The sequence below is a fragment of the Erythrobacter sp. HL-111 genome, assembly GCF_900105095.1.
In the GTDB taxonomy this organism is placed as follows: Bacteria; Pseudomonadota; Alphaproteobacteria; order Sphingomonadales; family Sphingomonadaceae; genus Erythrobacter.
Window position 1 is genome coordinate 2749332 of the sequence record NZ_LT629743.1, and the last position, 26983, is coordinate 2776314.

A 26983-nucleotide genomic window follows, 5' to 3' on the forward strand; every position below is an offset into this window, starting at 1 on the left:
CGCCGTGATTCGCTACCTGCTCGCTTCGCTCGTGCTTGCCTGGGCACTGGGGTTCTTGTGGTTCGCCGTCTCGCTTCCCCGGCCCGCGGGGGAGGTGCGGACCGACGCGGTGATCGTTCCGACCGGGGCCGCCGGGCGCATCCCGCGCGGGCTCGCGGTGCTCGAGCGCGGGCTCGCCGAAAGGTTGCTGGTCAGCGGGGTCGCGCCCGAGGTGCGCCCGGCCGAGTTCGCCGCCGAGTTCAGCGTTTCCGGGGAGCGCATGGAATGCTGCGTGACGCTCGGCTTCGCGGCGGTCGATACCAGGGGCAATGCCTCCGAGATCGCCGCCTGGGTCGAGGCGAACGACATCACCTCGCTGCGCTTCGTGACGACCGACTGGCACATGCGCCGCGCCGCGAGCGAGCTCGACCGCGCCCTGCCGCCGGGGGTCACGGTGGTGCGCGACGCGGTCCCGTCCGAGCCGAGCCTCGCCAACCTGTTCCTCGAATATCACAAGCTGCTCGCGAGCCTCGCGGGCGGCCTCTTGGGGGTCTGAGCCGCGCCATGCTGACGCTCGCGCGCAACCTTGCATTCTACCCGCTGTTTTACGGGATCAGCGCGCTGCTGGTCGCCGGATCGGTGCTGGTCCGCCCGTTCGGAGCCGCGCCGCTGCGGCGGGTCGTCGGGGCGTGGAGCGCGTGGCACCGCTGGTGCGTGGAGCGCCTGCTCGGCATCGAGGTCGTGGTCGAGGGCGAATTGCCGCGCGGCGAAGTGCTGATCGCGGTCAAGCACGAGAGCTTCTTCGAGGCGATCGACATGCCGCGCCTGCTCGGCTTTCCGACCGTCTTCGCCAAGCGCGAGCTTTTCGCCATTCCCGGCTGGGGCGCCTCGGCGACGGCCTATGGCCTCGTGCCGGTCGAACGCGAGGCCGGGGCGAAGGCGCTGCGGGCGATGATCGCGCTCGCCCGGGTTCGGGTCGCGGAGCGCCGCCCGCTCGTCATCTTCCCCGAGGGCACCCGGGTGCCGCACGGGCAGGAGGCGCCGCTGCAATCGGGCTTCGCCGGGATCTACAAGCTGCTGAAGCTTCCCGTGGTGCCGGTCGCGGTCGATTCCGGCCCGCTCTATCACCGGCGGCTGAAGCGGGCGGGGCGGATCACCTACCGGGTGGGCGAGACGATCCCGGCGGGCCTTCCGCGCGCGGAGATCGAGGCGCGGGTGCACGCGGCGATCAACCGCCTTAACAGGCCCGGCTGAACCTCAATGCTCGCGGCCGAAATCGGGTCGCGCGGTTTCCTGCCCCTCCTCGATCACCTGCCGCCGGATCGCGCGGGTGCGGGCAAACAGATCGTGCAGCGTCTCCCCGTCGCCCGAACGGATCGCGCGCTGTAGGGCGGTCAGGTCCTCGGTGAAGCGCCCGAGCATTTCGAGCACCGCCTCGCGGTTGCTGAGGAACACGTCGCGCCACATCACCGGGTCCGAGGCGGCGATGCGGGTGAAGTCGCGGAAGCCCCCGGCGGAATACTTGATGACCTCGGACCGGGTCACTTCCTCGAGGTCGCTCGCCGTGCCGACGATCGTGAAGGCGATGAGGTGGGGGATGTGGCTGGTCACGGCAAGGACGAGATCGTGGTGCGCGGCGTCCATCACCTCGACCTTCGCGCCGAGCCCCGCCCAGAAGTTCGAGAGCGCCTCGAGTGCCTCCGGGTCGGTGTCTTCCGGCGGGGTAAGGATGCACCACCGGCCCACGAACAGCGTCGCGAACCCGGCGTCCGGCCCGCTTTCCTCGGTCCCGGCGACCGGGTGCGCGGGGATCACGCAGCGCCCTGGCAGAACTTCGGCGAGCGCGCGGGCCACGCTCTGCTTGGACGAGCCGACGTCGCTGACGATGGCGCTTTCGGGCAGGGCCGCGGCGATCGCTTCGGCGGCATCGCGCATCGCGCCGACGGGCACGCACAGCACCACGAGATCGGCCTCGCGCACCGCCTCGGCGGGGGTTTGGGCGATCGCCGAGACGAGCCCGCGCTCCCCGGCCCGCGCGCGGACCTGCGGGTTGGCGTCAAAGCCGGTCGTGACGATGCCGGGCGCGCGTTCGCGCAGGGCAAGCCCGATCGAACCGCCCAGCAGCCCCAGCCCGATGATCGCGACCCGCTCGATCCTCACGCCGGTTCTCCGCACAGCCGGCGCAGGCAGGCGATGACGCGGGTCATGTCCTCGCTGCGACCGATCGTGATCCGGAGCGAGCGCGGCAGGCCCTGGCCCGGCAGGTGGCGCACGGCATAGCCTTCCTCCTGCAGCGCCTCGAGCGCGTCGGCCGCGCTCACCGCGCCTTCGAAATGGATCAGCAGGAAGTTCGCCTCGCTCGGGCTTGCCGAAAGGCCGTGATTGCCGAGCGCCGCGACCGCTTCGGCCAGCCGCGCGCGTTCGGCGGTGTTGTGCGCGCGGGTGGCGGCGACGAAATCTTGGTCGCCCAGGGCCGCGAGCGCCGCCTTCTGCCCGCTCGCCGAGACGTTGAAGGCCCCGCGCAGCCGGTTGACGAGGTCGATCAGGTGCGGCGCGCCCGTGGCCCAGCCGATCCGTTCCGCCGCGAGGCCGTAGGCCTTGGAGAAGGTCCGGCTGACCAGCACGTTTTCATGCGCCGCAGCCAGTTCGAAGCCGAAACGCTGGTGGGCGGGATCGACGTATTCGCCATAGGCCTCGTCCAGCACCAGCAGCACGTGCGGGGGGAGGCCGGCGTGGAGCCGCGCGATCTCGGCGGGGGGCAGCCAGCTTCCGACCGGATTGTTCGGGTTGTCGAGCAGGACGACCTTCGTGCGCTCGGTGACCGCGGCAAGGAGGTTGGCGACCGAGGCAGCGCAGGCATCATCCTCGGCGAAGACCGGCACCGCGCCGACCTTGTGCGCGATGATCGGGTAGAGCGAGAAGGAATAGCGCGAGGCGAGCACCTCGTCCCCTGGCCCGGCGAGGGCCTGCACGATGCAGTTCAGCACTTCGCCCGAACCCGTGCCGCACACGATCCGGTCCGCCTCGAGCCCGTGGACCTCTGCGATCGCCTGGCGCAGCGCGCGCGCGTCGGGGTCGGGATAGTCGGCGAGGACGTGGGGCTCGCCGAGCGCGGCGAGCGCCGCCGGGCTCGAGCCCAGGGGGTTCTCGTTCGCCGACAGCTTGACGAGCGCGCGTCCGTCGCTCGCCTTGGACTTGCCGGGGGTGTAGGCGTGGATGTTGCGGATCCACTCTTTGGGTTCGGGCCGGGTGGTCATCTGGAGCGCGGCGATAACCGCTTCCCTCGCTTGCGACCAGCCCTCTCGTCGCGCGCCGCTTCCCGCCCGGATTGACTCGCGCGCGCGGCTCGCCCAATCGCCTTCGCCCATGAACGCCGCCCCTCCCGCGAACACCCATGCGCTGTCCGATGACCTGCCGCTCGACAGCGGCAAGGCGCTCCCGGGCGCGCGGATCGCGTACGAGACCTATGGCAAGCTTGCCGCGGACCGATCGAACGCGGTGCTGGTGTGCCACGCGCTGACCGGCGACCAGTATGTCGCGAGCACCCATCCCGTCACCGGCAAGCCCGGCTGGTGGGAACGCATGGTGGGGCCGGGCAAGCCGATCGACACGGCCCGGTTCCACGTCATCTGCGCCAATGTCATCGGATCGTGCATGGGCTCGACCGGCCCGGCGAGCCAGGCGCCCGACGGCGCCCCTTACGCGATGCGATTTCCCGTCATCACCATCCGCGACATGGTGCGCGGGCTCGTCGCCCTGCTCGACGGGCTCGGGATCGAGCGGCTCCACGCGGTCGTCGGCGGTTCGATGGGCGGGATGCAGGCGCTGAGCCTCGCCGCGAACTGGCCCAGCCGCGCGGCGCGCGTGCTGGTGATCGCCTCGACCGCGCGCCATTCGGCGCAGAACATCGCCTTTCACGAAGTCGGGCGGCAGGCGATCATGGCCGACCCCGCCTGGGCCGAAGGCGATTACTACGGACGCGAGGCCCGGCCCGACAACGGGCTCGCCGTGGCGCGCATGGCGGCGCACATCACCTATCTTTCCGAGGAAGGCCTCACTGCCAAGTTCGGGCGCCGGTTGCAGGACCGCGAGGCCAAGAGCTTCGGCTTCGACGCCGATTTCCAGGTCGAATCCTACCTGCGTTACCAGGGCAGCGGCTTCACCCAGCGATTCGATGCCAATTCCTACCTCTACATCACCCGCGCGATGGATTATTTCGACCTCGCCGAAGAGCATGGCGGCAAGCTCGCCAACGCCTTCGCCGGGTCGAAGGACGCGCGTTTCTGCATCGTCAGCTTCGATACCGACTGGCTCTATCCCACCGCCGAAAGCCGCCACATCGTCCATGCCCTCAACGCGACGGGCAACCGGGTGAGCTTCGTCGAACTCTCGGCCCCGAACGGGCACGACAGCTTCCTCTTGCCCCACGAACAGCTCGACCGGGTGGTCGAGGGCTTCCTCAATGGCTCAGACGCCAATGGCTGAGGCGCCGCCCGCGCTGCGTTTCGACCTTGCCGCGATCGCCGCCGCGATCCGGGCGGCGCATCCCGGTGCGCTGGTGCTCGACATCGGCTGCGGGGACGGGGCGCTGATGGCCGCGCTCGAGCGGGATGCCGGGTGCGACGCGCGCGGGATCGAGATCGACGCGCGCCTGGTCGAACGCTGCGTCGCGCGCGGGCTGTCGGTGGTGCAGGGCGATGCCGACACCGACCTTGCCGAATATCCCGACAAGGCGTTCGATTACGCCGTGCTCAGCCAGACCCTGCAGACCGCCTCGCGGCCCGACCTGATGCTCGACGAGCTGCTGCGGGTCGGACGCCGGGCCTTCGTCAGCTTTCCCAACTTCGCGCATTGGCGCACCCGCACCGCGCTGATGTTCGGCGGGCGGATGCCCGTGACGAGCGCGCTGCCGGTGAGCTGGTACGAGACGCAGAACATCCACCACGTCACCGTCGAGGATTTCCGCGATCTCGCCCGCGCGCGCGGCGCGCGGATCGAGCATTCGTGGTTTTTCGCGGGCGAGCGCGCCATTTCGCCCATGGGAGCGAACTGGCGCGCCGAATTCGCGGTGTTCCAGCTGAGCCGCTAGGGTTCCCCGGGCCGGATCAGCCGGGACGGTGGATGCCGCAGATCTTGTTGCCGTCGGGATCGGTGAAATAGCACAGGTGCATCGTGCCCATGGCGTTGTTGCGCGGACCGGGGGGATCCTCGATGCTGGTCCCGCCATTGGCGACCGCCACGTCGTGCAGTTCCTTGACCTGTTCCGCGCTGTCGCACTTGAACCCGATGGTCGCCCCGTTGGCGCAGGTCGCGGGCTGGTTGTTGATCGGCTCGGACACGGCGAAGGTCGCCCCGCCATGCATGTAGAACAGCCGCGTGTGGCCGCTGTCGGCGACGTTGACGATCGGTTCGCCCGCGCCCAGCACGCCGAGCACGGCGTTGTAGAAGGTTTTCGATTTCTCGATGTCGTTGGAACCGATCATCACGTGGTTGATCATTGTCGTCTCTCTCCTCATGCTGCGACCGCGTTCGATGACTAGGCCGCCCGCCGCCGCGCGGCAAGCCGGGTTTTCGCGGCGGGCCGCGGCTGTAGCCAGCGGTTCAGGCGCGCGGCTATAGGGCAGGGCCATGACCATGACCCTGCTGTTCGCCCCGTTCCTTCTCGCCGTCGAGGCCGCCCCCGCCGCCGAGCCGCCCGCGGCAGGCGCGCCCGTCACGCTCGAGGAGCTGTCGCTCGAGCAGGCGGCCGCGCTGCGCTGCGCGGTCGGTTTCGCGCTGGTGAGCGCGTGGCAGACGGACGGCGACGAACGCGGCGCGGACTTCCCGGCGGTGGGGGAGGAGGGGGCGCGCGAATTCTTCGTGCGCACGATGGCGCGGCTGATGGACGAGCGCGCCCTCGACCGCGCCGGGGTGCTCGATCTCGTCGCGCTCCAGCAGGAGCGCTTCGCCGCGCGCCCCGCGACGCTCGAGGAGATCATGCCCGCCTGCCTGCTGATGCAGCGCGCCGCCGGCCTTTGAGGCCTGCCGCCGAGCCGGGCCGCGAGCGCGGCGCTGTGATCCCTCCCATTTCCGGCCGGTTTCGCCGCGGCGCAGGCACGCGCGGCTGGATTCGCGGCCGGGTTTGAGGCATCAGGGCCGTTCGATGTGGCGTCTTTACCAGTTTCCGCTCTGTCCCTTCAGCCGCAAGGTCCGCCTGCTCATGGGCGAAAAGCACGTCGCCTACGACATGGTGCGCGAGGATCCCTGGGCGGCATCCGATGCCTTCTGGAACCTCAACCCGGCGGGCCGCACCCCGGTGCTGGTCGACGAAGCGCGCGGCATCACGCTCGCCGACAGCCGGGCGATCTGCGAATATCTCGAGGAGACGGTCGACAAGGCGCCGATGATCAACGGCCCGGCGGTGATGCGGGCGGAAATCCGCCGGCTGGTTGCGCTGTTCGACGAGAACTTCTTCGCCGACGTCACCGCCCCACTCCTGTCCGAGCGGATGAAGAAGCGCCTCGTCCTGAGGCAGCCGCCCGACAGCAGGGCGCTGCGCGAGGCGATGAAGATGGCGCACGGGCATCTCGACTACATGGACTGGCTGATCGACAACCGCCCGTGGCTGGCGGGTTCGACGATGAGCCTCGCCGATCTTGCCGCGGCGGCGCAGATCTCGGTCGCGGACTATCTCGGCGGGATCGACTGGAACGGGCACGAACAGACCCGCGGCTGGTACGCCGTCTTCAAGAGCCGACCGAGCTTTCGCCCGCTGTTGACCGAACGGATGGACGTCATCAAGCCGCCCGCGCACTACGCGCTCGTCGACCTGTAGCGCCCGCGCCGGGAGCCGCTGCCGGGAGCCGCTGCCGGGAGCGACCCTTGCCTCGCCGGGTGCGGCCCCGATATAGCGGGCCATGCGACAAGAGGACCGTCTGTCATGAACGCCCCCGAAGATCCGAAGAGCCTGACCGAAGCCGAATGGCGCGAGCGGCTTTCCGCCGAACAGTTCCATATCCTGCGCGAAGCGGGGACGGAACGCGCCTTCAGCGGCAAGTACGACAAGTTCTACGAGGACGGCGAATACGTTTGCGCCGCCTGTGGCACGCGGCTTTTCATCAGCGCGGCGAAGTACAACAGCGGCTGCGGCTGGCCCGCCTTCACGCGCCCCTTCGACCAGGAAACGATCGAGGAGCGCCGCGACACCAGCTTCGGCATGATCCGCACCGAGGTGCTGTGCGGCAAGTGCGGGAGCCACCTCGGCCATGTCTTCCCCGACGGACCGCCGTCCGAAGGGGGGCTGCGCTACTGCATCAATTCGGCCGCGCTCGAATTCGTGCCCGCCGAGGGGGAATGAGCCGCGCTTCATTCGCGCCGGGGGCGGGGTCCGGGCCGGCCGGCCGCCGCGGCGCGACGTTCACGCCGGGTTACACTTCGCCCGTGCAGGGCGGCCGTTCGGGCATCGGACTGTCCGGCAAGAGGCGGACGGACTGAACGCAATCAATGTCGAAACGGGGCAGGAACCTCTCGAACAAGGACAGGCGCGGCGCGCGCCGGGCTGCCGCCGCGCGCTCGCGTAGCGGCAGCGGTCGCGCCGGCACCAGCAGCAGGGCGGCGAAATCCGCCCGTCCCTCGCCGGTCTGGCGCTGGACGAAACGGATCGCGGCCGGCGGCATCGCGCTCGCGCTCCTGGCGGTCCTGTTCCTGACCGTCGCGGTCGGTTTCGCCGCGCGCTCGATCCCGAGCTATTACCAGCTCAAGGCGCAGCAGGCCGGCCAGACCATCCTCGTGCGGGCGAGCGACGGGAGCGAGATCGTCGAACTCGGCCCGAGCTTCGGCGAATGGCTCGACTTCGAGGAAATTCCCGAGACCATGACCAACGCGATGATCGCGGTGGAGGACAAGCGTTTCCGTTCGCATTACGGGATCGACCCGGTTCGCACTGCGGGCGCCGTGGTCGAGGGGCTGACGGGCACGCGCGAGCGGGTCGGCGGGACCTCGACGATCACGCAGCAGCTGGCGCGCAACCTGTTCCTCAACACCAACCGCACCTTCGACCGCAAGGCGCGCGAGGCGGTGCTGGCGATGGCGCTCGAATGGAAGTTCTCGAAGGAGGAGATCCTCGAGCTCTATCTGAACAAGGTCTATTTCGGCGGCGGCGCCTACGGCATCGATTCGGCGAGCCGCAAGTTCTTCAGCCACCCCGCGACCGAACTGTCGGTGGCCGAGGCGGCGATCATCGCCGGGCTGGTCAAGGCGCCGAGCCGCTATTCCCCCACCGCCGACGTGCAGGCCGCGGTCGACCGGGCGCAGGTCGTTCTGCGCCTGATGCGCGAACAGGGCTACATCACGCCGCAGGAAGCATCGGTCGATGTCGAAGCGGTGAAGCTCAAGGAGCCGGCCGGTCAGAACTCGGTGCGCTATTTCACCGACTGGGCGCTGCCGCAGCTCGACATCCTGCTGCCCGAAACCCTCGCCCCGATCGAGGTGTGGACGACGATCGACGTCGGCAAGCAGCGCGCCGCGACGGCGGCGATCGCCGCGAACACGCCCGGCGGGTCGCAGGGCGCGTTGGTGAGCCTCGATCGCGACGGGGCGATCCTCGCGCTGGTCGGCGGGACCGATTACGTCGAGACCAATTTCAACCGCGCGACCAGGGCGATGCGCCAGCCGGGTTCCTCGTGGAAACTGTTCGTCTTTCTCGCCGCGCTCGAGGCGGGCTACCGGCCCGAGGACGTCGTGGTCGATACGCCGGTGACGATCGACGGGTGGAGCCCGCGCAACGCCAACGGGCGCAACATCGGCGAAACGGACCTTAGGACCGCCTTCGCCTATTCGATCAACACGGTCGCGGCGCAGCTCGGCAACGAGGTCGGGTTCGGCACGGTCGCCTCGATGGCGCGGCGGTTCGGGATTTCCTCGCCGGTCTCGACCTTCCCCTCGATGGTGCTCGGCTCGTCCGAGGTCCGCCTGATCGAGATGACGCGCGCCTTCGCGGCCGTGGCGGCGGGCGGCGTGTCGGTCGAGCCCTACGGCATCACGCGCGTCGTGACCGCCGGCGGCGAACTGCTCTACGAACGCGAGCGCCCGCGCGAGACGCAGCTGGTCCCCGGCTATGTCGCGGCGGGGATGACCGACCTGTTGCAGGCCGCCATCCAGACAGGCACCGGCCGCGCGGCGAACATCGGCCGGCCGGTGGCGGGCAAGACGGGCACGACCAGTTCGAACAAGGACGGCTGGTTCGTCGGCTTCTCCTCCGGCATCACCACCGGGGTGTGGATGGGGCGCGACGATGCGCGGGCCGTCCCGGGCCTGCAGGGCGGGCGCGCGCCGGCGCAGGCTTTCGCCGCCTACATGCGCTATGCCGTGAAGGACCGCCCGGTCGAGGAATTCGACACGGAGCTCGACCTGCCCGAATGGCAGCTGGAGCCCGACGACGAATACCTGTTCGGCGACCCGGACGACTATTACTTCATCGACGAGCAGGGCAACCTGATCGAGCCCGGGCGGCGCGGGGACGAGGATTCGCCCTTCGGGACCGAGGACGGGCGCGAGCCCGAGGCCGATGTGCTGGACGAGCCGCCGGCGGCGCTCGACGAGGACGTGCTCGAACGCGCGATCGGCCGGGAACTGCCCGAGGTGCGGCGCGGCAATGCCCAGCAGGAGCAGCGCCAGCGGCAGCAGCAGGAGCAGCAGCGGCGGGAGCAGCAGCAGCAGCAGCGCGGGCCGGATGCGGCCCCCACCGTCGCCCCGCCGCTTCCGCGCCCCCGGGACGAGCCCTGAGGGCGCGCGCGTTCCGCGCCGCTGCGGTCCGGGAAAAGCGAAGGGCGCCCGCGGCATGGCCGCGGGCGCCCTTTTCCAGTCGGCCCTGTGCGGCGGCGATCAGCGCAGGCGCACCGGCAGGAAGCGCGCGGGCTGGCCGCGCCGCTTGATCCGCAGGAGCACCGCGTCGCGGCCCGCTTCCTCGGCCGCGGCAATCTGCGCGTTCAGCCCTTCGATCGTATCGACGCTCTCGTAATTGGCCGAAAGGATGATGTCGCCCCGGCGCAGGCCCTTGCGGCCCGCGTCGGAATTGGGATCGACCGCGGCGATGACGAGGCCGGTCGTGCTCTCGTCCACGCCGAGGCTGTTCCTGATCTGCGGCGTCATGGTGATGACCTGCAGGCCCAGCTTTTCCTCGATCGTGCCGTCGGAAGCCTCGGGATCCATCGGAGTTTCGTCGTCGGGATCGAACACCTGCTGCGAGCGGAGCAGTTCCTCCTCGCTCGGGCGCTTGCCGAGCGTGGCGACGAGGTCGAGCTCCTGCCCGTCGCGCAGGATCGTGATCGGGACGCGCGTGCCCGGGTCGAGATTGCCGACGATGATCGAGACGGTCCGGTCCGAGGTCACTTCGCGGTCGTTGATCTCGACGATGATGTCGCCGGGCCTGAGGCCCGCCCTGGCGGCGGCGCTGTCGTCCTGCACGTTCTGCACCAGTTCGCCGCGATTGCGCTGGATGCCGAGCGAATCCGCGAGATCGTCATCCATCGGCTGGAGCCCGACGCCGAGGAAGCCCCGCTCGATCTCCTCGCCCGCCATCAGCTGGCGCACGATCGGGGCAGCGGTTTCGGCCGGAATGGCGAAGCCGATCCCGACGCTCCCGCCCGAGGGCGAGAAGATCGCGTTGTTGATGCCGATGACATTGCCGCGCATGTCGAACAGCGGACCGCCCGAATTGCCGCGGTTGATGCTGGCGTCGGTCTGGATGTAGCGGTCATAGGCGCCGCCCTGGCCGGTGGTGCGCTGGATCGCCGAGACGATCCCGCTCGTCACGGTGCCGCCGAGGCCGAAAGGGTTGCCGATCGCGACCACCCAGTCGCCCACCCGCGCCGCGCTCGAATCGCCGAAGGTGACGAAGGGGAAGGTCCGGTCGGCGTTGATCTTGAGCACGGCGAGGTCGCTCGCCGCGTCGGAGCCGACGAGTTCCGCCTCGTATTCGGTCCCGTCGGGCATGGTGACGGTGATTTCCTCGAGCGTCGCGTTGCTGTTCGGGGGCGAGATCACGTGGTTGTTCGTCACCACGAAGCCGTCGGCCGAGATGATGAAGCCTGAACCCAGCGATTGCGCCTCGCGCGTCTGGGGCTGGTTGCCGCCGCGGCGGCGGTTGAAGAGCTCGGCGAAGGGGGTGCCGGCGAAGGGGTTGCGCGACACTTCGACCCGCTGGCGCGTGGCGATGTTGACCACGGCGGGCTGCAACTGCTCGGTCAGGTCGGCGAAGCTCGCGGGGGCGCCCTCACGCGGGACCATGCGGTTCATCACCTGGTCGTCGTTCTGCGCCACCTGCGCCCCGGCGGGGATCCCCGTCATCAGCGAGATGGCCGCGCCGCCCACCAGCAGCGCGCTCGAAAGACCATATACATAACGCACGGTGTTCACGTCCTCTTTTCCTTGTCCTTGGTCCGGAACGCGAGGGCGAAGCCTGCGGTTCCGGGCCGGTTCATCCGAAATGCGAGGAGGATTTCAGCGAATATGCACTGAATGCCGTTTGAACACGGCTCGACCTCCGTCGGCGCGGGTCAACGCTTCATCGCCAGGTCCGGGGAGCCGCGCGGGTGCGAGCGAGCGATGCGCGCGCGATCTCAGCGCTCGCCCCGGAACTGTCGCAGGTATTCGTTGTCGGGCGAGAGGATGAAGGAGCTGTCCCCGCGCCCTTCGCCGCGCGCGAAGCTCTGTTCGTAGCTCTGCATCGCGCGGTAGAAATCGTAGAAGTTCTCGTCCCTGCCGAAAGCCTCGGCGTAGATCCGCGCGGCCTCGGCGTCGGCTTCGGCGCGGATGATGCGCGCATCGCGCGTACCCTCCGCGCGGATCGTGCGTGCCTCGCGTTCGCGGTCGCTTTCCATCCGGCGGAAGGCCGATTGCAGCGGCGCGCCTTCGGGAAGGTCGGTGCGCTTGATCTGCACGTCGATCACCTCCGCGCCATATTGCCGCGCCTCGCGGTCGAGATTGGCGCGCACGTTCGCCAGCGCCGTGCCGCGCTCGGCGGTCAGCATCGCCTGGAAGGTCCGCCGCCCGAGCTCCTGCCGCAGGGCCGAGTTGAGGATCGGATCGAGCGCGGCCCGCACGCCGTCGGTGTTGTTGGCGCGTTCGACCATCGTCACCGGATCGACCACGCGGAACCGGGCATAGGCGTTGACGAGCAGGCGCTGCTGGTCGGCCGAGAGCACTTCCTCGTCGCGCATGTCGAGAGCGAGCACGCGGCGATCGACCCGGCGCAGGCTTTCGAGGATCGGGATGCGGAAATAGAGGCCGGGGCCGGCGCCGCCTTCGGGCGTGTTGACGGTCCTGACCGGCTTACCGGCCTGGACGACGACGACCTGCTCTTCCTCGTTCACGACATAGGCCGACAGGAACAGGCCGACCACCGCGATTCCGATCGCGACGAGCGCCCAGCGATACTTGTTCCAGATCGATTCCATAATTTCCTGCAATGGCTGAGTGCTTACTGGCCGGTCGGCGCGGGGGCCGCCTGCCGGGCGCGGCGCTGCAGTTCGGGCAGCGGGAGATAGGGCGTCACGTTGTCCGATTCGACCACGGTCTTGTCGGTCTGGGCGAGCACACGCTCCATCGTTTCGTAATAGAGCCGCTGGCGCGTCACTTCGGGCGCTAGGCGGTATTGTTCGTAGACCTTGGTGAACGCCTCGGCCTCGCCCTCGGCGCGCGAGAGGGTCTGCTGGGCATAGCCGCGCGCCTCGTTGCGGGCGGCGTCGGCGTTCTGTTCGGCGACCGAGACGTCGCGGAAGGCATCGACCACCTCGCCCGGCGGGTCGGCCTTGGCGATTTCCACGCCGAGCACGTTGATCCCCGCGCCATAGGTATCGAGGGTCGCCTGCATCCGCGTGCGGACGCGCTGCTGGATTTCCGCACGGCCCTGCCCGGTGAAGGTTTCATTGAGCGTCTTTTCCGCGACCGAGGCGCGCATTGCCGCTTCGGCGACTTCGTTCACGGTCTCGTTCGGATCGGCCAGTTCGAACCTGAAATTGCGCAGGTCCTTGATGTTCCAGCGCACGGTGTAGCTGAGATCGACGAGGTTCTGGTCGCCGGTCAGGATCAGCTTGTCGCGCTGGTTCGAGGCCGGGATATTGACCGCGCGCACGCCGCTCACGTCTTCTATCTCGATCGATTCGATCGGCCAGGGCGCGGTGACCTGCAGGCCCGGGCCGAGCGTGCGGCTGTAGCTGCCGAGCGTCTTGACCACGGCCTGTTCCTTCGGCCCGACGAGGTGGAACGAGGAGAACAGCACGAACACGGCGAGCACGACCACCACGATGACCGGCGTCCAGCTCTTCCCGCCGGGGCGCTGGGGCATCCGGAAATTCGGCCCGCCGGGTCCGCCGCCGCGCCGGCGCGGGCCTTCGGGGCCGCGGTTCTTGAAGATGTCCTCGATGCTGGCGGAGCGGCGCCTGCCATTGCCGCCGTCGCCGCCGCCGGGCAGCCAAGGGTTGCGCGGGCCGCTGCCCCGGTCGCCCGAAGGCGAGTCATCGCCCCGGTCGCCGTCGGAATCGCCGTCGTCGCCCTGGCCGGCATTGCCCCAGGGGTTCTTCCCGCCGACCATGGCAAGGCCGTTTCCCGCGCCCGATCCGGCCATACCGAGCCGCTTCATCCAACCGTCGAACATTTGCATGAAACCCTTATAGGAAGGCGAAACGGGGAAAAACAGGGGTATTGCGAATTGAAAAGGCTGCACGCGATCAAAAACCCAATTCAACATGGCCCGTTTGATGATAGAGGGCGCTGCCCATGAGCGAGGACGACACTTCCGGAGCGGGTCCGGCCCGCGAACCCGCCGGCGAGGAGCGGCGGCTGCGCGCCGCGCTCCCGCCCGAGATCGACCACCGCGTGCGCTCGGCGCGCATCCTCAATGGCCGCGCGATCGTCGTCGCCGAGGCGGGCGACCTTTCCCCGGCGAAGCGCGAGGAGCTCGAAGCCGAGATCGCCCGCCTGCTGTCGCCGCTGGCCGGCGTCGAGGAGGTGCGCGTCGCGCTCACCGGGGAGCGGCGGCGGCGGCGGATCATCGCGGTCGGATCGGGCAAGGGCGGCGTCGGCAAGTCGACGCTGACCGCCAATCTCGCGGTCGCGCTGGCGCGGCTGGGGCGCAGGGTCGGCGTGATCGACGGCGACATCTACGGCCCGTCCCAGCCCAAGCTGCTCGCGACCGAGGGGACCAAGCCCACGGTCGAGGATGAAAAGCTGGTCCCGCTCGACAGCCCGCACGGCGTCAAGGTGCTCTCGATGGGGCACCTCGTCGCGCCGGGCAAGGCGCTGGCGTGGCGCGGGCCGATGGCGGGCAAGGCGCTGGGCCAGCTGGTCGAGGCGAACTGGGGCGAAACCGAACTCCTCCTGATCGACATGCCGCCGGGCACCGGCGACGTGCAGCTTTCGATGATGGCCGATCACAAGCCCGACGGGGTGGTGCTGGTCTCCACCCCGCAGGACCTCGCCCTGATCGACGCGGCGCGCGCGGGGCAGCTGTTCGACCAGGGCGAGGTCGCGATCATCGGCCTCGTCGAGAACATGGCGGGCGAGATCTTCGGCTCCGGCGGGGTCGAGAAATTCGCCCACGCGCTCGACATTCCCTTCCTCGGGCGCATCCCGCTCGACGCGGACACGCGGGTCAGCGGGGATGCGGGTCATCCCCCCGCCGCGGGCGACGGCGAGGCCGGCAAGCCTTTCCGCGCGATCGGCGAAAAGCTCGCGCGCTGGCTCGACACCGGGAAAGTCTAGACGCATGAACCTGTCGCGGCGCGGCATCCTGGCGGGCGCGGCCGCGGGCGGCGGCCTGCTCGTTGCCTGGTGGCTGCTGCCGCGTGCCCATCACAACCCGCTGACGCCCGGCCCGGGCGAACACGTCTTCGGGGCGTGGCTCAGGATCGGCGAGGATTCGGTGGTGACGGTCGCGGTCCCGCAGCTCGAAATGGGGCAGGGGGTGACGACGATCCTGCCGCAGCTCGTCGCGATGGAGCTGGGCGCGGACTGGCGGCAGGTCGCGATCGAGCCCGCACCGCCTTCGGGCGCCTATGCCAATCTCCCCCTGGCCGAGAAATGGGCGCCCCTGTGGGACCCGCTCGCCGCCGGGCTGTCCGAGCCGACCGACGCGCTCCTCGCCGCGCGCTTCGCCAATGCCGAACGGTTCTGCGCCACCGCCGAGGGCACGACGCTCTCCGCCTACGAAGCCGCCGCGCGCGCGGCGGGCGCGGCGGCGCGGGCGATGCTCGCGCAGGAGGCGGCGGAGCGCTGGGGCACGGCGTGGGAGGCGCTGCGGGTCGAAGGCGGGATCGTGCGCGGCGGCGACGGGCGCAGCGCGACCTTCGGCGAACTCGCGGCGGGCGCGGCGGTGCGGGCGGTGCCCGATCCCGCCCCGCTCCGGCCCGAGGCCCCGCGCGAGGACCCGCACGAGGACCCGCTCGGCCGCTTCGCCGATGCCGCGCCGCCGTTCCCGCGGATCGACCTGCCCGCCAAGGTCGACGGCTCGCTGCAATTCGCAGGCGACGTGCGGCTGCCGCGAATGCTCCACGCCTCGATCCGGCACGGTCCCAATGCGGGGGCCGAGCTCACCGGCTTCGACGAGGCGGCCGGGTACCGCATGCCGGGCGTGGTGCAGGTGGTGGCGGGCAGGCGCTGGCTCGCCGCGCTGGCCGAAACGTGGTGGAGCGCCGAGCGCGCGCTCGAGGCGATGGACCCCCGCTTTACCGCCGCCTTCCCTGCGAGCAGCGTGGAGGTCGCCACGCGGCTCGGCCTGATGCTCGAAAGCGGCCCCTCCTTCCGCATCGCCGAGACCGGGTTCGGGGCCGAGGGGATGACGCGCGTCGACATCGCCCGGCGCTACGAGGTCGAGCCTCATCTCGCCGCTCCGCTCGAAACGGCGAGCGCGACCGCGCGGCTGTCGGGCGGGCGGCTCGAATTGTGGATCGCGAGCCAGGCGCCCGAAAGCGCCCGAGCGGCGGCGGCGCGGGCGATCGGGCTCGCGGTTGAGGACGTCGCGCTCTACCCCGTGCCCGCCGGCGGCAGTTTCGATGCGCGGCTCGAGCACGACCACGCGATCGAGGTCGCGCTGCTCGCGCGCGAGGCGGCGCCGCGCCCGGTGCAGCTGACCTGGCCGCGCGCGTCCGAACTCGCCCACGCCCGCCCGCGCCCGCCTGCCTGGCTGCTGCTCGGCGCGCAGGTGCAGCAGGGAGCCCCCGGCAGCCCCGGCACCGGAGGGGCGATCGACGCCCTGCGCGTGCGGATCGCCTGCCCGCCCGCCGCGCTCGAATTCGGGCGGCGCCTGTTCGGCGGGCTTACCCCCTGGGCGGCGATCCGCGAGACCGAGGGCAGGAAGGACCCGCTCGCCTGCAGCGGGGCGGTCCCGCCCTATCGATTGCCGAGCCTGGTGGTCGAGCACGTCCCGGTCGAGATCGGCCTGCCGGTCGGGCGGGTGCGGGGCAATGCGGATGGCTGCACCGCCTTCGCGATCGAAAGCTTCATCGACGAGATCGCGCGCAGGCACGGGCGCGAGCCGCTGTCCTTCCGCATGGCGATGCTGGGCAGCGACATTCGCCTTGCCGCCTGCCTCCAGCGCGCGGCGCAGTTGGGCGGATGGGACGGCGGCGCGGCCGGGAGCGGGCAGGGCCTTGCCTGCCACCGGATCGGGGATGGCCCCGACGCGCCCCGCATCGCCTGCATCGCCACCGCCAGCGGGGGCGAAAGCGGGGTGCGGGTTACGCGCCTGTCGGCCGCGGTCGATATCGGGCGGATCGTCAATCTCGACATCGCGCGCCAGCAGGTCGAGGGCGGGCTCGTATTCGGGCTCGGCATGGCGCTGGGCCGCGCGCCGCGCTGGCGGGCGGGACTCCCGGCGAGCGAGGCCTATGCCGATCTCGAACTTCCCACCCTTGCCGACTGCCCCGAGATCAAGATCGATTTCATCGCCAGCGAGGCGCCTCCGGCCGATCCGGGCGAGATCGGCGCGGTCGTCGCCGCGCCGGCGATCGCCAACGCCCTGTTTTCGGCTACGGGCTTGCGCCTGCGGCGTCTGCCCCTACTTTCTGACGGAATATGACCCGGACATTCCTGCCCCACCCGGTCCGGGCCGTCTTTTCGCCCGGTATCGCCACGTCCCCCTCGCGCAGCCGGAAACCGGCGTTTGCGAAGGCGTTTGACCGCTCATGACCTGGCGCGGCCAACAGCTTCCCCCCGATCATCCGCCGGTCAGGAGCGGGCGTATCGGCGTGCTGCTGGTCAATCTCGGCACGCCCGATGCGCCCGATCCGGTTTCGGTCAAGCGATATCTCAAGCAGTTCCTGTCCGACCGCCGGGTGATCGAGATTCCGCCGATCGCCTGGCAGCCGATCCTGCGCGGCGTGATCCTCAACACGCGGCCGCAGAAGAGCGCCGAGGCCTATGCCAAGATCTGGACTCCGCGCGGCTCGCCGCTGGCCGATCTCACCGCGAGCCAGGCCGAGGCGATGGCCGCGACCCTGGGCGATGCCCACGGGCAAGGGGGGCTCCGTGTCGATTACGCCATGCGCTACGGCAATCCCTCGATCGAGGACAGGCTCACCCTGCTCATGCGGGAGGGGTGCGACCGGATATTGATCGCGCCGATGTATCCGCAATATTGCGCCGCGACGACCGCGACCGTGTTCGACGAGATCGCCCGCGTGCTCGGCGAGATGCGCTGGCAGCCCGCGCTGCGCTTCGTCCCGCCCTATCACGACGATGACAATTACATCGCCGCGCTCGCCGACGACCTTTCCCGGCAGGTCGCCGCGCTCGATTTCGCGCCTGAGGTGATGCTGCTCAGTTTCCACGGAATGCCGCTGAGGACGCTGGAACAGGGCGATCCCTATCACTGCCAGTGCTGCAAGACCTCGCGCCTGTTGCAGGAAAAGCTGCGCGAGCGTCCGGAATTCGCGGGCACCCGGTTCGAGACGACGTTCCAGTCGCGCTTCGGCCCGGCAAAATGGCTCGAACCGGCGACCGACGACACGCTGATCAAGGAGGGCGAGAAGGGCACGAAACGCCTCGTCGTCGCCGCGCCCGGCTTCGCGGTCGATTGCGTTGAGACGCTGGAGGAACTCGCGATCGAGGGCCGCGACGAATTCCTCGAGGCGGGGGGCGAGCACTATGCCGTGCTCGACTGCCTCAACACGTCCGATGCCGGGCTCGCCATGCTGGAGCGGATGCTGCGGCGCGAGCTTTCCGGCTGGATTTGATCCTTACACTTATTTACACCAAGGTCAGTTGCAAACCCGAACCTCTTTTCTGTGGTAAGGACCAAGCCATGGCCACTCTTGCACAACCCCACACCGGCGCGAACGCGCCTTCCTTCGGTCACTGGAGCGAAGGGCGCATTGACGAATCCGATCTCTCCCACATTCCGGGCGAGGGCGGCTGGCCGGTGGTCGGCAACACCTTCCGGATGCTCGCCGACCCGCACGGCTTCGCCCGGCGGATGATCGACACCTACGGCAAGGTCTACAGGAACCGCGCCTTCGGCGGCTGGCAGGTCGCGCTGATCGGGGCGGAGGCGAACGAGCTCCTGCTGTTCGACCGGAACAAGATGTTCTCTTCCGAGCAGGGCTGGGGTCCGATTCTCGACCAGCTGTTCCCGCGCGGGCTGATGCTGATCGATTTCGAACATCACCGGGTCGACCGGCGCGCGCTTTCCATCGCGTTCAAGCCCGAGCCCATGCGGCATTATTCGGGCGCGCTCAATGCGGGCATTTCGCGCGAGGTCGAAGGCTGGGAAGGGGCGATGACCTTCTACCCGGCGATCAAGAAACTGACGCTCGACCTTGCCGCCGACAGCTTCATCGGCCTGCCGTGGGGGCCGGAAGCCGACCGGATCAACGCCGCCTTCGTCGACATGGTGCAGGCCTCGGTCGCGCCGGTGCGCAAGCCGCTGCCCTTCACCAGGATGAAGAAGGGCGTCGACGGGCGGGCCTACCTGATCGACTATTTCACCCGCGAAACCCACAAGCGCCGGGCCGAGGGCGGCGGGCAGGACATGTTCAGCCAGTTCGCCACCGCCACCCGCGAGGATGGCAGCCTGCTGCCGGTCGACGAAGTGGTCGACCACATGAACTTCCTGATGATGGCCGCGCACGACACGATCACCTCGTCCGCGACCTCGCTGATCTACTACCTCGCGACGAATCCCGACTGGCAGGAGAAGCTGCGCGAGGAGGTTTTCGCGGTCACCGGAGGCCCGGACGGTTCGGGCAAGGCGCGCGCGCTCGATTACGACGATCTCGGCAGGCTCGAACTGACTGAAATGGCCTTCAAGGAAGCGCTGCGGATGATCCCGCCGGTGCCCTCCATGCCGCGCCGTGCGCTGCGCGAGTTCGAGTATGGCGGCTACCGCATCCCGGCCGGCACGATGGTGGGGATCAACATCTACTGGACCCACCATTCGGAGGAATACTGGGATTCGCCCTTCACCTTCGATCCGATGCGCTTCACCCCCGACAAGGTGAAGGCGCGGCACAAATATGCCTGGGTGCCCTTCGGCGGGGGCGCGCATATGTGCCTCGGCCTCCACTTCGCCTACATGCAGGTGAAGATCCTCGTCGCTCAATTGCTCCAGCGCTACCGGATCGAGGCGGCGCCGGGCTATGCGCCGCAATGGCAGGAATGGCCGATCCCGCAGCCCAAGGACGGGTTGAGGGTGGAATTCGTGAAGCTGTGACCGAAACCTCCCCTCCTTTTCGGGGTAGGGGATTGAGGGGTGGTTGCGGGGCGAAGCCTCGCGCCGATCAGGAAGGCACAGCCCCCAACCCCTTCCTCGGGGAGGAGGGGTCTTGAGTCAGAAATCCCAGGCGATTCCGTTCTTCTCCCAGTCGCCGTAGCGGGTCGGGGAAAGCTCGCGCGGTTCGTCCTTGAGCGGATCGACGGCCTTCGGCTCGGGCACGGGATCATTGGTCCAGTGGGCGGGCTTCCTGAAGGCCTTGGCGGCTTGGGATTTCTGCTTGGTCATGGCCCTTTCCAGATGCGCGCGCTGGCGCTCGGTTTCAAGCGGGTCTAGGGCCGGGCCATGCCGAAGATCCCGGGACTTCCCGCGCGCCGCGCCGCGCTCAAGCTTATCGATGCCGTCCTGCGCCGGGGGGAAACGCTCGAACAGGCCGAAGGCGCGGCGCTGTCTGGGGTCCACGCGGGCGAGGACCGCGCTCTCGCCCGGGCCATTGCTGGCGAGGCGCTGCGCTGGCTCGTCGATCTCGATGCCCTGATCGACGGCGCCACGCGGCAGCGCCTGCCCGAGGATGCCAAGGCGCGCAGCGTGCTGCGGATCATGCTCGCCCAGGCGCTGCGGCTCGGCACGCCGCCGCACGCGGTGGTGGCGACCGGGCTGCCGCTGCTGGCGGGCGGGCCGCGGCGGCTCGCGCACGGGGTGTTCTCGACCCTGATGAAGCGCGAAGCCGCGCTGCCGTCCGCGCCGAGCCTGCCCGAACGGGTGCGGGCGCGCTGGGGGAGCGAGCGGGCGCAGGCGATCGCGCCGGGCCTCGCCGATCCGCCCGAACTCGACCTTGCGCTGAAGGACGCCGCGACCACGGCGGCGCGCGCGGCCGCCATGGGCGGGGTCAGCCTGGCCCCCGGCCATGTCCGGCTTGCGCGCGGCACCGCGATCGAGGCGCTGGAGGGTTTCGCCGCGGGCGAATGGTGGGTGCAGGACCTCGCGGCGCAGATCCCGGCGCGCCTCCTCGGCCCAGGCGAAGGGCGCCACGCGCTCGACCTGTGCGCCGCGCCGGGGGGCAAGACGCTGGCGCTCGCCGCGGCCGGGTGGAAAGTCACCGCGCTCGACATCAGCAAGCGGCGGCTCGACCTGCTCAAGGCGAACCTGAAACGCACCGGCCTTGCAGCTTCGCCGGTGCGCGCCGATGCCTTGAGCTGGGAACCCAGGCACCGCTTCGAGGCGATCCTGCTCGATGCGCCCTGCACCGCGACCGGCACCTGCCGCCGCCACCCGGACGTGCTCCACCGGATCGGGCAGGGCCAGGTCGCCGAGATGGGCGAACTGCAACGCGCCCTGCTGACCCGCGCCGCCGACTGGCTCGACCCCGGCGGGGTGCTGGTCCATGCGGTCTGCTCGCTCGAGGTCGAGGAAGGCGAGGAACAGGCGGCGTGGATCGGCCGCACGCTCGGCCTCGCCCCCGCCCCGATCGCGGCGGAGGAACTCCCCGCCGGGCTTGCCCCCACGCCCGAGGGCTGGCTGCGAACCCATCCGGGGATGCTGGCCGAGGCGGGCGGGCTCGACGGCTTCTTCGTCAGCCGCTGGCGCAAGCCCTGAGCCGTCTCAGCCCTGTTTCACCTTGTCCTGGAAGCTCTTCCTGAGCTTCATCAGCTTGGGCGGGATCACCGCGAGGCAATAGGGGCTGCGCTGGCCTTCGCCCTGCCAGTATTCCTGGTGGTAATCTTCGGCCGGGTACCACGGCTTGACCTGCTCGCCACCTTCTCCCGCGTCGGCGTCGAAGCCTTCGATCGTGGTCACCGCCATCTTGCCGTGCTCGGTGTTCCAGCGCCCGATCGCGGCTTTCGCCTCCTCGAACTGGGCGGGGGAAAGGGGGAAGATGGCGCTGCGGTATTGCGAGCCGACGTCGTTGCCCTGGCGATTGAGCTGGGTCGGGTCGTGCGTGCCCATGAAGATGTCGTAGATTTCGCCAAGGCTGATCACGTCCGGATCATAGGTGACGCGGATCGCTTCGGCATGGCCGGTCCGGCCCGAGCACACGTCCTTGTAGGTCGGGTCCGCCGTGTCGCCGCCGATATAGCCGCTTTCGACCTCGGCGACGCCCACCACGTCGCGAAACACCGCCTCGGTGCACCAGAAGCACCCGCCTGCCACGATCGCCTGTTCCATGCCGTCTCCTCTGCACCTTCCCGGCCCCGAGCCGGACTTAGGAATGCAACGCGGCAATGTCACCGCTTGTTTCCATTGGGGCCATGACTATTGGTGAACCGGCATCCCCGAAGAGAGGAGATCGTTCATGAACCGCCTTGCCTTTGCCAGTCTCGCCGTGCTCGCCGCCGCGGGCGCGACGCTTGCCACCGCACCCGCCGTGGCCGACACCCACATGGAAGCCTCGGCGCCCGAACTCGAGCGGGTCCTCGCCGACAGCCGCCGCGATGGCGACCGGGCGCGCGACCAGTATCGCAATCCGGCCGGGACGCTGGCCTTCTTCGGGGTCGAACCCGACATGACGATCGCCGAATTCGCCCCAGGCGGCGGCTGGTACACCCGCGTGCTCGCGCCCTACGTGATGGAACAGGGCAGGTATGTCGCCTTCAACACCCCAGCGCGCCAGCCGGCCGAGGGCGAAGGCTGGGCCGACACCTTCGCCGCCAGGACAGCGCAGATGCTCGGCGCGCCGGAAGGCAAGATCAACGCCTTCGAGGTCGGCGAGATGCCCGAGGACATGGCCGGCACGGTCGATCGCGTGCTGATCTTCCGTTCGATGCACGGGCTCAACGCCGCCGACATGGCCGACAGCGTGCTCAAGACCGCGCGCCGGATGCTCAAGGACGACGGCATGGTCGGCGTCGTCCAGCACCGCGCGCCCGACGGGGCGAGCTACGACGATTACGGCGCCCGCCAGCGCGGCTACATGCGCGAGGCGGACGTGGTGAACATCTTCGAGGCGGCCGGTTTCGAACTGGTCGAAAAGTCCGAGATCAACGCCAATCCCAAGGACCCGGCCGATTGGGAGCACGGCGTGTGGACCCTGCCGCCGACCCTCGCCACCGGCGAGGGAGATCCCAAGCGCAGCGAATATCTGGAAATCGGCGAAAGCGACCGGATGACGCTGCTGTTCAAGAAGGCCTATTGACCGCCCGAGGGCGGCGAGGAAATCCGTAGTCCATGCGCAGCATCACCGTCGCCGCCCTCCAGCTTGCGCTCGACCGCGGGAGCGAGCAGGCCAATATCGATGCCGTCGCCGAACTCGTCGGCGAGGCCGCGGGGCAGGGCGCCCGGGTGATCCAGCCGCCCGAGCTGTTCTCGACCCCCTATTTCTGCCGCGAGGAGGAGGAGGTGCTCTTCGCGCTCGCGAAGCCAACCGCCGAGCATCCGAGCGTCGTCGCGATGCAGCGGCTGGCCGAAAGGCTTAAGGTCGCGATCCCGACCAGCTTCTTCGAGCGCGACGGCCACCACTATTACAACACGCTCGCCATGATCGGGCCGGATGGCGACATCATGGGGACATACCGAAAGAGCCACATCCCCGACGGGCCGGGCTACCAGGAGAAGTACTACTTCCGCCCCGGCAATGACGGGTTCAAGGTGTGGGAGGTGCCCGGCGACGACGGGACCCCGGTGCGGATCGGGGTCGGCGTGTGCTGGGACCAGTGGTATCCCGAATGCGCGCGGGTGATGGCGCTGAAGGGCGCGGAGGTGCTGTTCTACCCCACGGCGATCGGGTCCGAGCCCTATGATCCCGATCTCGACACGAGCCGCATGTGGCGCCGCGCGATGCAGGGCCACGCGGTGTCGAACTGCATGCCGGTGGTCGCGGTCAACCGGATCGGGGCGGAGGGGCCACGGGATGCGGAGCAGGTCTTCTATGGCCACTCCTTCATCACCGACGAATGGGGTGATCTCGTCGCCGAATTCGGCCGCGATCAGGAAGGCGTGCTGGTCGCGACCCTCGACCTCGATCGGGCGGCCATGCACCGGGCGGGCATGGGCTTCTTCCGCGACCGCCGCCCCAACCTCTACGATCGGCTGGCGCAGGACATTTGAGCAGCCTCTACCTCGTCGCGATCGGATCGAACCGGCGGCATCATCTTTACGGTCTCCCGCGCGCGGTGGTGCACGCCGCGATGGAGGAACTCGCCGCGCTCGGCACGGTCCTGGCGCGCTCGCGCGTGGTCGGTTCGGCCCCGCTGGGCGCGGCGCAGCGCCGGTTCGCCAACGCCGCGAGCGTGCTGGCGAGCGAATACGACCCGCCCGCGCTCCTCGCCGCGCTCAAGCGGATGGAGCGCGAATTCGGCCGGCGTCCGGGGCGGCGCTGGGGCGACCGGGTGCTCGATCTCGACATCGTGCTGTGGAGCGAAGGGCGGTGGGAGGACGGGACGCTCGCCATCCCCCACCCCCGTCTCGGCGAACGCGGCTTCGTCCTCGGCCCGGCGCGGGAGATCGCACCCGGCTGGCGCGATCCGGCGAGCGGGCTCACCATCGCCCAGCTCACTCGCCGCTTGACCCGGCGGGAGGCGCTGCCTAGGTGAGCGGTCCGCCGCGCACAGGCGCGGCGCGCGACCCTTCCGGGGGCCCTTAGCTCAGTCGGTAGAGCAACTGACTTTTAATCAGTAGGTCGCTGGTTCGAACCCAGCAGGGCTCACCAACCCTCGGACGGCTCGCATCCCATGGCCTCTCCCGAAGCGTCCCTTCTCCGCCCCGGTCCCTGTCACCCGGCGGATTCGGCCCGATCCGCCGGCGTGTCGAGCCATCGCGCCGCGCGCACGCCGAAGGTGATGAGGAACGGCACCAGCACGAGGCTGAGCGTCACCTTGGCGATGACCTGGCCCACGAGCAGGCTGGTGATGTCGAATTCCCCGTAGAAGGCGAGCGTCACGAAGATCACCGAATCCACCGCCTGGCTCAGCGCGGACGCGATCGCCCCGCGCGCCATCAGGCCGAGCGTCGAGCCGCCCCCGCCGCCCGCGCGCAGCCGGTCGAAGATCCAGATGTTGAGCAGCAGCGAGACGAGATAGGCGACCGGCCCTGACGCGACCACACGCCAGAACTGGCCGTGAACCATCTCGAACGCCTCGAGCGCGCCCGGCCTTCCCGCGATCATTTCGGGCGAGGCGGGAAGCGCGAGGACCAGCGTCATCAGCCCGATCGAAAGGGCGAGCGGCAGGAAGCCCCACCACACGATCCGGTTGGCCATTTCCCGTCCATAAAGCTGCGCGATGGTGCTCGTAATCACCACAAGCAGGAGAAACGCGAAGATCCCGCTTTCGACCGCGAGGTCGGTCGGCCAGAGGCGCGACTGCTTGTAGGCGAGGAATCCCGCCAGCACGGTCATGCCGCCGTAGATCAGCGTGAAGACGAACAGGCCCAGCGGCATCGGCATCCCACGGGAGGCGGCATCGCCGGAGGCGGTGGCGGTCTTGTGCATGGCGGCATGCGCTAGTCGGGCGCGGGCCAAAAGGAAAGCGCCAAGCCGGTCGCGGCCGCGCTGCGGGGGCGGGGCGGCGCTGGCGTTAACCTATTGCGCTATCGCGCGCAAAGTGCCACGCGATCGGACGAGGGCACGCGGAGCGGCGCTCCCGGGGTCATTCACCGAGACGAACATTCACTTAGACGAACAGCGCCCGCGGCTCACCCGAGCCCGCCGCGCGCCCATCAAGAGCACGCTTCCATCGTGAACGAGAGCGCCACCTCCATCCTCTTCAGCCTGCTCGGCATCCTTGCCATCCTCGGCATTGCCTTCGCGCTGTCCTCGGGCCGGTCGCATATCCGGCTGCGCGTGGTCGGCGCGGCGTTCGGATTGCAGGCGGCGATGGCGGTGCTGGTCCTGCGCGTGCCTTTCGGGCAGGAACTGATCGAGGGGCTGTCGCAGGGGGTGATCGCGCTGCTCGACTATTCGGTCGTCGGGATCGAAAGCGTGTTCGGGCCGATGGACGACAATCCCTTCGCCACCAGCTTCGTGATCGCCGCGCTGCCGGTGATCGTGTTCTTCGCCGCGATCGTCGCGATCCTCTACCATCTCGGCATCATGCAGCGGCTGGTGCGCTGGGTCGGCGGGGCGATCGGCTGGATCACCGGGGTCAGCCGGGTCGAAGCGCTGGGAAGCGCGGCCAACATCTTCGTCGGCCAGTCGGAAAGCCCGCTGGTCGTGCGGCCCTATCTCGCCGCGCTGCCGCCGGCGCAGCTGTTCACGCTGATGGCGGTCGGCATGGCCGGCGTTGCGGGCACGATCCTTGCCGCCTATGCCAGCTTCATAGGCGAGGAGGCGGTGCCATTCCTGCTCGCCGCCGCGTTCATGTCGGCACCGGGCGGTATCCTGATGGCGAAGATCATCATGCCCGACGAGCCGGTCGCCCCCCACCGCGCGCCGCCCAATGTCGCGGCGATGGCGGGGGTGCGGCTGCGGGACCACGCGCCCCCTCCGGGCGAGGGCACGCGGGTCGTCATGGTCGGCGCGAACGGGGAGGAGATCGAGCTTCCCCAGCCCTCCGGCGGACCGGACCGCGCCGCCATGGCGAGCGGGCCGGGCGCGGACGGCATCTACGAACCCGACGAGGAGATCGAACTCGCCGAGACCTTCGAGGAGGGCCAGCGCCCTGCCAACATCATCGAGGCCGCGGCGCAGGGCACGCAGACCGGGGTCAAGCTCGCGGTCGCGGTGGGGGCCATGGTGATGGTCTTCGTCGCGCTGGTCGCGCTCGCCAACGGGATCCTCGGCGGGATCGGTGCGGGCGTGGTCGCGCTCGCCGCCGGGATCGGCCAGCCGTTCGCCGCGGACACCGCCGCCTGGCTCGAGGCGCTGAGCTTCCAGGACCTGCTCGGCACGGCGTTCGCGCCGGTCATGTTCCTGATCGGCATTTCCGACTGGGAACAGGCGCGGATCGCGGGCGGATTGTTCGGGACCAAGATCGTCCTCAACGAATTCGTCGCCTTCATCGATCTCGGCGCGATGACGGGCGACCAGCTGACCGAGCGCAGCCGGGCGATCATCACCTTCGCGCTGTGCGGGTTCGCCAATTTCTCTTCGATCGCGATCCAGATGGCGGTAACCGGGGGCCTTGCCCCGAACCAGCGGCCGGTGATCGCGCGGCTGGGCCTCAAGGCGCTCGCCGCGGGCAGCCTCGCCAACCTGATGAGCGCGGCGCTGGCCAGCCTGTTCCTGCCGCTCTAGCCTCTCTTATTCACGGCGATGCGGTTGGGCGCCTCTCGGCGCGAGCTTGACGCCACTGCTGCGTGCGGCGGCGTAGAGCGGGCGTGCGGCACCGCTGGCGTCTGTTTCACCGCGCTGTGATCGATGGGCTTTTCTGGTTGAAGGACTTGGCT

26 protein-coding genes and 1 tRNA gene are annotated in these 26983 nt (G+C 69.6%); 18 read left to right on the top strand and 9 right to left on the bottom strand.

Translation table 11 applies throughout. The features are described 5' to 3' along the window. Window positions 1-4 precede the first annotated feature (4 nt). Both BLU08_RS12965 and BLU08_RS12970 read left to right on the top strand, forming a co-directional pair. Window positions 5-535 (top strand): YdcF family protein, encoded by a 531-nt coding sequence (locus tag BLU08_RS12965; RefSeq protein ID WP_090200075.1) that lies wholly within the window; start codon window positions 5-7, stop codon window positions 533-535. 8 nt (window positions 536-543) lie between these two features. Beyond that, window positions 544-1233: a 1-acyl-sn-glycerol-3-phosphate acyltransferase gene (locus tag BLU08_RS12970; protein WP_090200078.1), complete on the top strand. Its 690-nt coding sequence runs from the start codon at window positions 544-546 to the stop codon at window positions 1231-1233. Between the two features lie 3 nt (window positions 1234-1236). Here the strand turns inward: BLU08_RS12970 and BLU08_RS12975 are convergent, their stop codons facing one another. Together BLU08_RS12975 and hisC are read right to left on the bottom strand one after the other, a co-directional pair. Continuing rightward, complete coding sequence (locus BLU08_RS12975) at window positions 1237-2139, bottom strand: prephenate/arogenate dehydrogenase family protein (RefSeq protein ID WP_090200080.1); 903 nt, start codon at window positions 2137-2139, stop codon at window positions 1237-1239. Then, on the bottom strand, window positions 2136-3236 hold the full coding sequence (gene hisC, locus BLU08_RS12980) for a histidinol-phosphate transaminase (RefSeq protein ID WP_090200082.1): 1101 nt from the start codon (window positions 3234-3236) through the stop codon (window positions 2136-2138). Before hisC ends, BLU08_RS12975 begins: the two co-directional genes overlap by 4 nt. A 109-nt stretch (window positions 3237-3345) precedes the next feature. Here hisC and BLU08_RS12985 point away from each other — a divergent pair, with 109 nt between their 5' ends. After that, window positions 3346-4464 (top strand): homoserine O-acetyltransferase, encoded by a 1119-nt coding sequence (locus tag BLU08_RS12985; RefSeq protein ID WP_090200084.1) that lies wholly within the window; start codon window positions 3346-3348, stop codon window positions 4462-4464. Further along, complete coding sequence (metW, locus tag BLU08_RS12990; protein ID WP_090200086.1) at window positions 4457-5068, top strand: methionine biosynthesis protein MetW; 612 nt, start codon at window positions 4457-4459, stop codon at window positions 5066-5068. The genes BLU08_RS12985 and metW overlap by 8 nt, the downstream gene beginning before the upstream one ends. A 16-nt stretch (window positions 5069-5084) precedes the next feature. On the opposite strand, the gene BLU08_RS12995 is transcribed toward metW, so the two are convergent. Next, on the bottom strand, window positions 5085-5477 hold the full coding sequence (locus BLU08_RS12995; RefSeq protein ID WP_090200088.1) for a VOC family protein: 393 nt from the start codon (window positions 5475-5477) through the stop codon (window positions 5085-5087). A 130-nt stretch (window positions 5478-5607) separates the two neighbouring features. Here BLU08_RS12995 and BLU08_RS13000 point away from each other — a divergent pair, with 130 nt between their 5' ends. From BLU08_RS13000 to BLU08_RS13015, 4 genes are all read left to right on the top strand, one after another. After that, the gene (locus BLU08_RS13000) at window positions 5608-5997 is read left to right on the top strand and encodes a hypothetical protein (protein WP_090200090.1); all 390 of its coding nucleotides are present in this window, start codon (window positions 5608-5610) and stop codon (window positions 5995-5997) included. Between the two features lie 124 nt (window positions 5998-6121). After that, complete coding sequence (locus BLU08_RS13005) at window positions 6122-6793, top strand: glutathione S-transferase family protein (RefSeq protein ID WP_090200093.1); 672 nt, start codon at window positions 6122-6124, stop codon at window positions 6791-6793. Between the two features lie 105 nt (window positions 6794-6898). Then, window positions 6899-7315, top strand: coding sequence for a peptide-methionine (R)-S-oxide reductase MsrB (gene msrB, locus BLU08_RS13010; RefSeq protein ID WP_090200095.1), 417 nt, complete (start codon window positions 6899-6901; stop codon window positions 7313-7315). Window positions 7316-7461: 146 nt separating this feature from the next. Beyond that, the gene (locus tag BLU08_RS13015; RefSeq protein WP_090200098.1) at window positions 7462-9741 is read left to right on the top strand and encodes a transglycosylase domain-containing protein; all 2280 of its coding nucleotides are present in this window, start codon (window positions 7462-7464) and stop codon (window positions 9739-9741) included. A 99-nt stretch (window positions 9742-9840) separates the two neighbouring features. Here BLU08_RS13015 and BLU08_RS13020 read toward each other — a convergent pair whose 3' ends face one another. From BLU08_RS13020 to hflK, 3 genes are all read right to left on the bottom strand, one after another. Then, a complete protein-coding gene (locus BLU08_RS13020; protein WP_090200101.1) occupies window positions 9841-11373 on the bottom strand; it encodes a Do family serine endopeptidase in 1533 nt (510 codons plus the stop codon). A 203-nt stretch (window positions 11374-11576) separates the two neighbouring features. Beyond that, window positions 11577-12413, bottom strand: coding sequence for a protease modulator HflC (gene hflC / locus BLU08_RS13025; RefSeq protein WP_090200103.1), 837 nt, complete (start codon window positions 12411-12413; stop codon window positions 11577-11579). Between the two features lie 23 nt (window positions 12414-12436). Next, window positions 12437-13597: a protease modulator HflK gene (hflK, locus tag BLU08_RS13030; RefSeq protein ID WP_233995990.1), complete on the bottom strand. Its 1161-nt coding sequence runs from the start codon at window positions 13595-13597 to the stop codon at window positions 12437-12439. Between the two features lie 137 nt (window positions 13598-13734). On the opposite strand from hflK, the gene BLU08_RS13035 reads away from it, so the two are divergent. From BLU08_RS13035 to BLU08_RS13050, 4 genes are all read left to right on the top strand, one after another. Continuing rightward, the gene (locus BLU08_RS13035; protein WP_090200107.1) at window positions 13735-14718 is read left to right on the top strand and encodes a P-loop NTPase; all 984 of its coding nucleotides are present in this window, start codon (window positions 13735-13737) and stop codon (window positions 14716-14718) included. Window positions 14719-14722: 4 nt separating this feature from the next. Next, entirely contained in the window at window positions 14723-17032 is a 2310-nt protein-coding gene (locus BLU08_RS13040) for a molybdopterin cofactor-binding domain-containing protein (protein WP_090200109.1), read from the top strand. A gap of 106 nt (window positions 17033-17138) precedes the next feature. Continuing rightward, window positions 17139-18188: a ferrochelatase gene (gene hemH / locus BLU08_RS13045; RefSeq protein WP_090200111.1), complete on the top strand. Its 1050-nt coding sequence runs from the start codon at window positions 17139-17141 to the stop codon at window positions 18186-18188. 68 nt (window positions 18189-18256) lie between these two features. Continuing rightward, the gene (locus tag BLU08_RS13050) at window positions 18257-19663 is read left to right on the top strand and encodes a cytochrome P450 (protein ID WP_090200113.1); all 1407 of its coding nucleotides are present in this window, start codon (window positions 18257-18259) and stop codon (window positions 19661-19663) included. Window positions 19664-19780: 117 nt separating this feature from the next. Here BLU08_RS13050 and BLU08_RS13055 read toward each other — a convergent pair whose 3' ends face one another. Next, complete coding sequence (locus BLU08_RS13055; RefSeq protein ID WP_090200116.1) at window positions 19781-19951, bottom strand: DUF1674 domain-containing protein; 171 nt, start codon at window positions 19949-19951, stop codon at window positions 19781-19783. Between the two features lie 57 nt (window positions 19952-20008). Here BLU08_RS13055 and BLU08_RS13060 point away from each other — a divergent pair, with 57 nt between their 5' ends. Then, on the top strand, window positions 20009-21259 hold the full coding sequence (locus BLU08_RS13060; RefSeq protein ID WP_090200118.1) for an RsmB/NOP family class I SAM-dependent RNA methyltransferase: 1251 nt from the start codon (window positions 20009-20011) through the stop codon (window positions 21257-21259). Window positions 21260-21265: 6 nt separating this feature from the next. On the opposite strand, the gene msrA is transcribed toward BLU08_RS13060, so the two are convergent. Beyond that, a complete protein-coding gene (msrA, locus tag BLU08_RS13065) occupies window positions 21266-21829 on the bottom strand; it encodes a peptide-methionine (S)-S-oxide reductase MsrA (RefSeq protein ID WP_090200120.1) in 564 nt (187 codons plus the stop codon). 127 nt (window positions 21830-21956) lie between these two features. Here msrA and BLU08_RS13070 point away from each other — a divergent pair, with 127 nt between their 5' ends. The 4 genes from BLU08_RS13070 (at window position 21957) to BLU08_RS13085 (ending at window position 24308) form a co-directional block, all read left to right on the top strand. Further along, entirely contained in the window at window positions 21957-22796 is an 840-nt protein-coding gene (locus BLU08_RS13070) for a class I SAM-dependent methyltransferase (protein ID WP_090200122.1), read from the top strand. Window positions 22797-22828: 32 nt separating this feature from the next. Next, complete coding sequence (aguB, locus tag BLU08_RS13075; RefSeq protein WP_090200124.1) at window positions 22829-23707, top strand: N-carbamoylputrescine amidase; 879 nt, start codon at window positions 22829-22831, stop codon at window positions 23705-23707. After that, window positions 23704-24192: a 2-amino-4-hydroxy-6-hydroxymethyldihydropteridine diphosphokinase gene (gene folK, locus BLU08_RS13080; RefSeq protein WP_090200126.1), complete on the top strand. Its 489-nt coding sequence runs from the start codon at window positions 23704-23706 to the stop codon at window positions 24190-24192. The genes aguB and folK overlap by 4 nt, the downstream gene beginning before the upstream one ends. 40 nt (window positions 24193-24232) lie before the next feature. Then, window positions 24233-24308: transfer RNA gene (locus tag BLU08_RS13085), tRNA-Lys, on the top strand. A 63-nt stretch (window positions 24309-24371) separates the two neighbouring features. On the opposite strand, the gene BLU08_RS13090 is transcribed toward BLU08_RS13085, so the two are convergent. Continuing rightward, window positions 24372-25088, bottom strand: coding sequence for a queuosine precursor transporter (locus BLU08_RS13090; protein ID WP_090200128.1), 717 nt, complete (start codon window positions 25086-25088; stop codon window positions 24372-24374). Window positions 25089-25334: 246 nt separating this feature from the next. Between BLU08_RS13090 and BLU08_RS13095 the strand changes: the two genes are divergently transcribed. Continuing rightward, window positions 25335-26831 (top strand): NupC/NupG family nucleoside CNT transporter, encoded by a 1497-nt coding sequence (locus BLU08_RS13095; RefSeq protein ID WP_090200130.1) that lies wholly within the window; start codon window positions 25335-25337, stop codon window positions 26829-26831. Window positions 26832-26983: the final 152 nt, after the last annotated feature.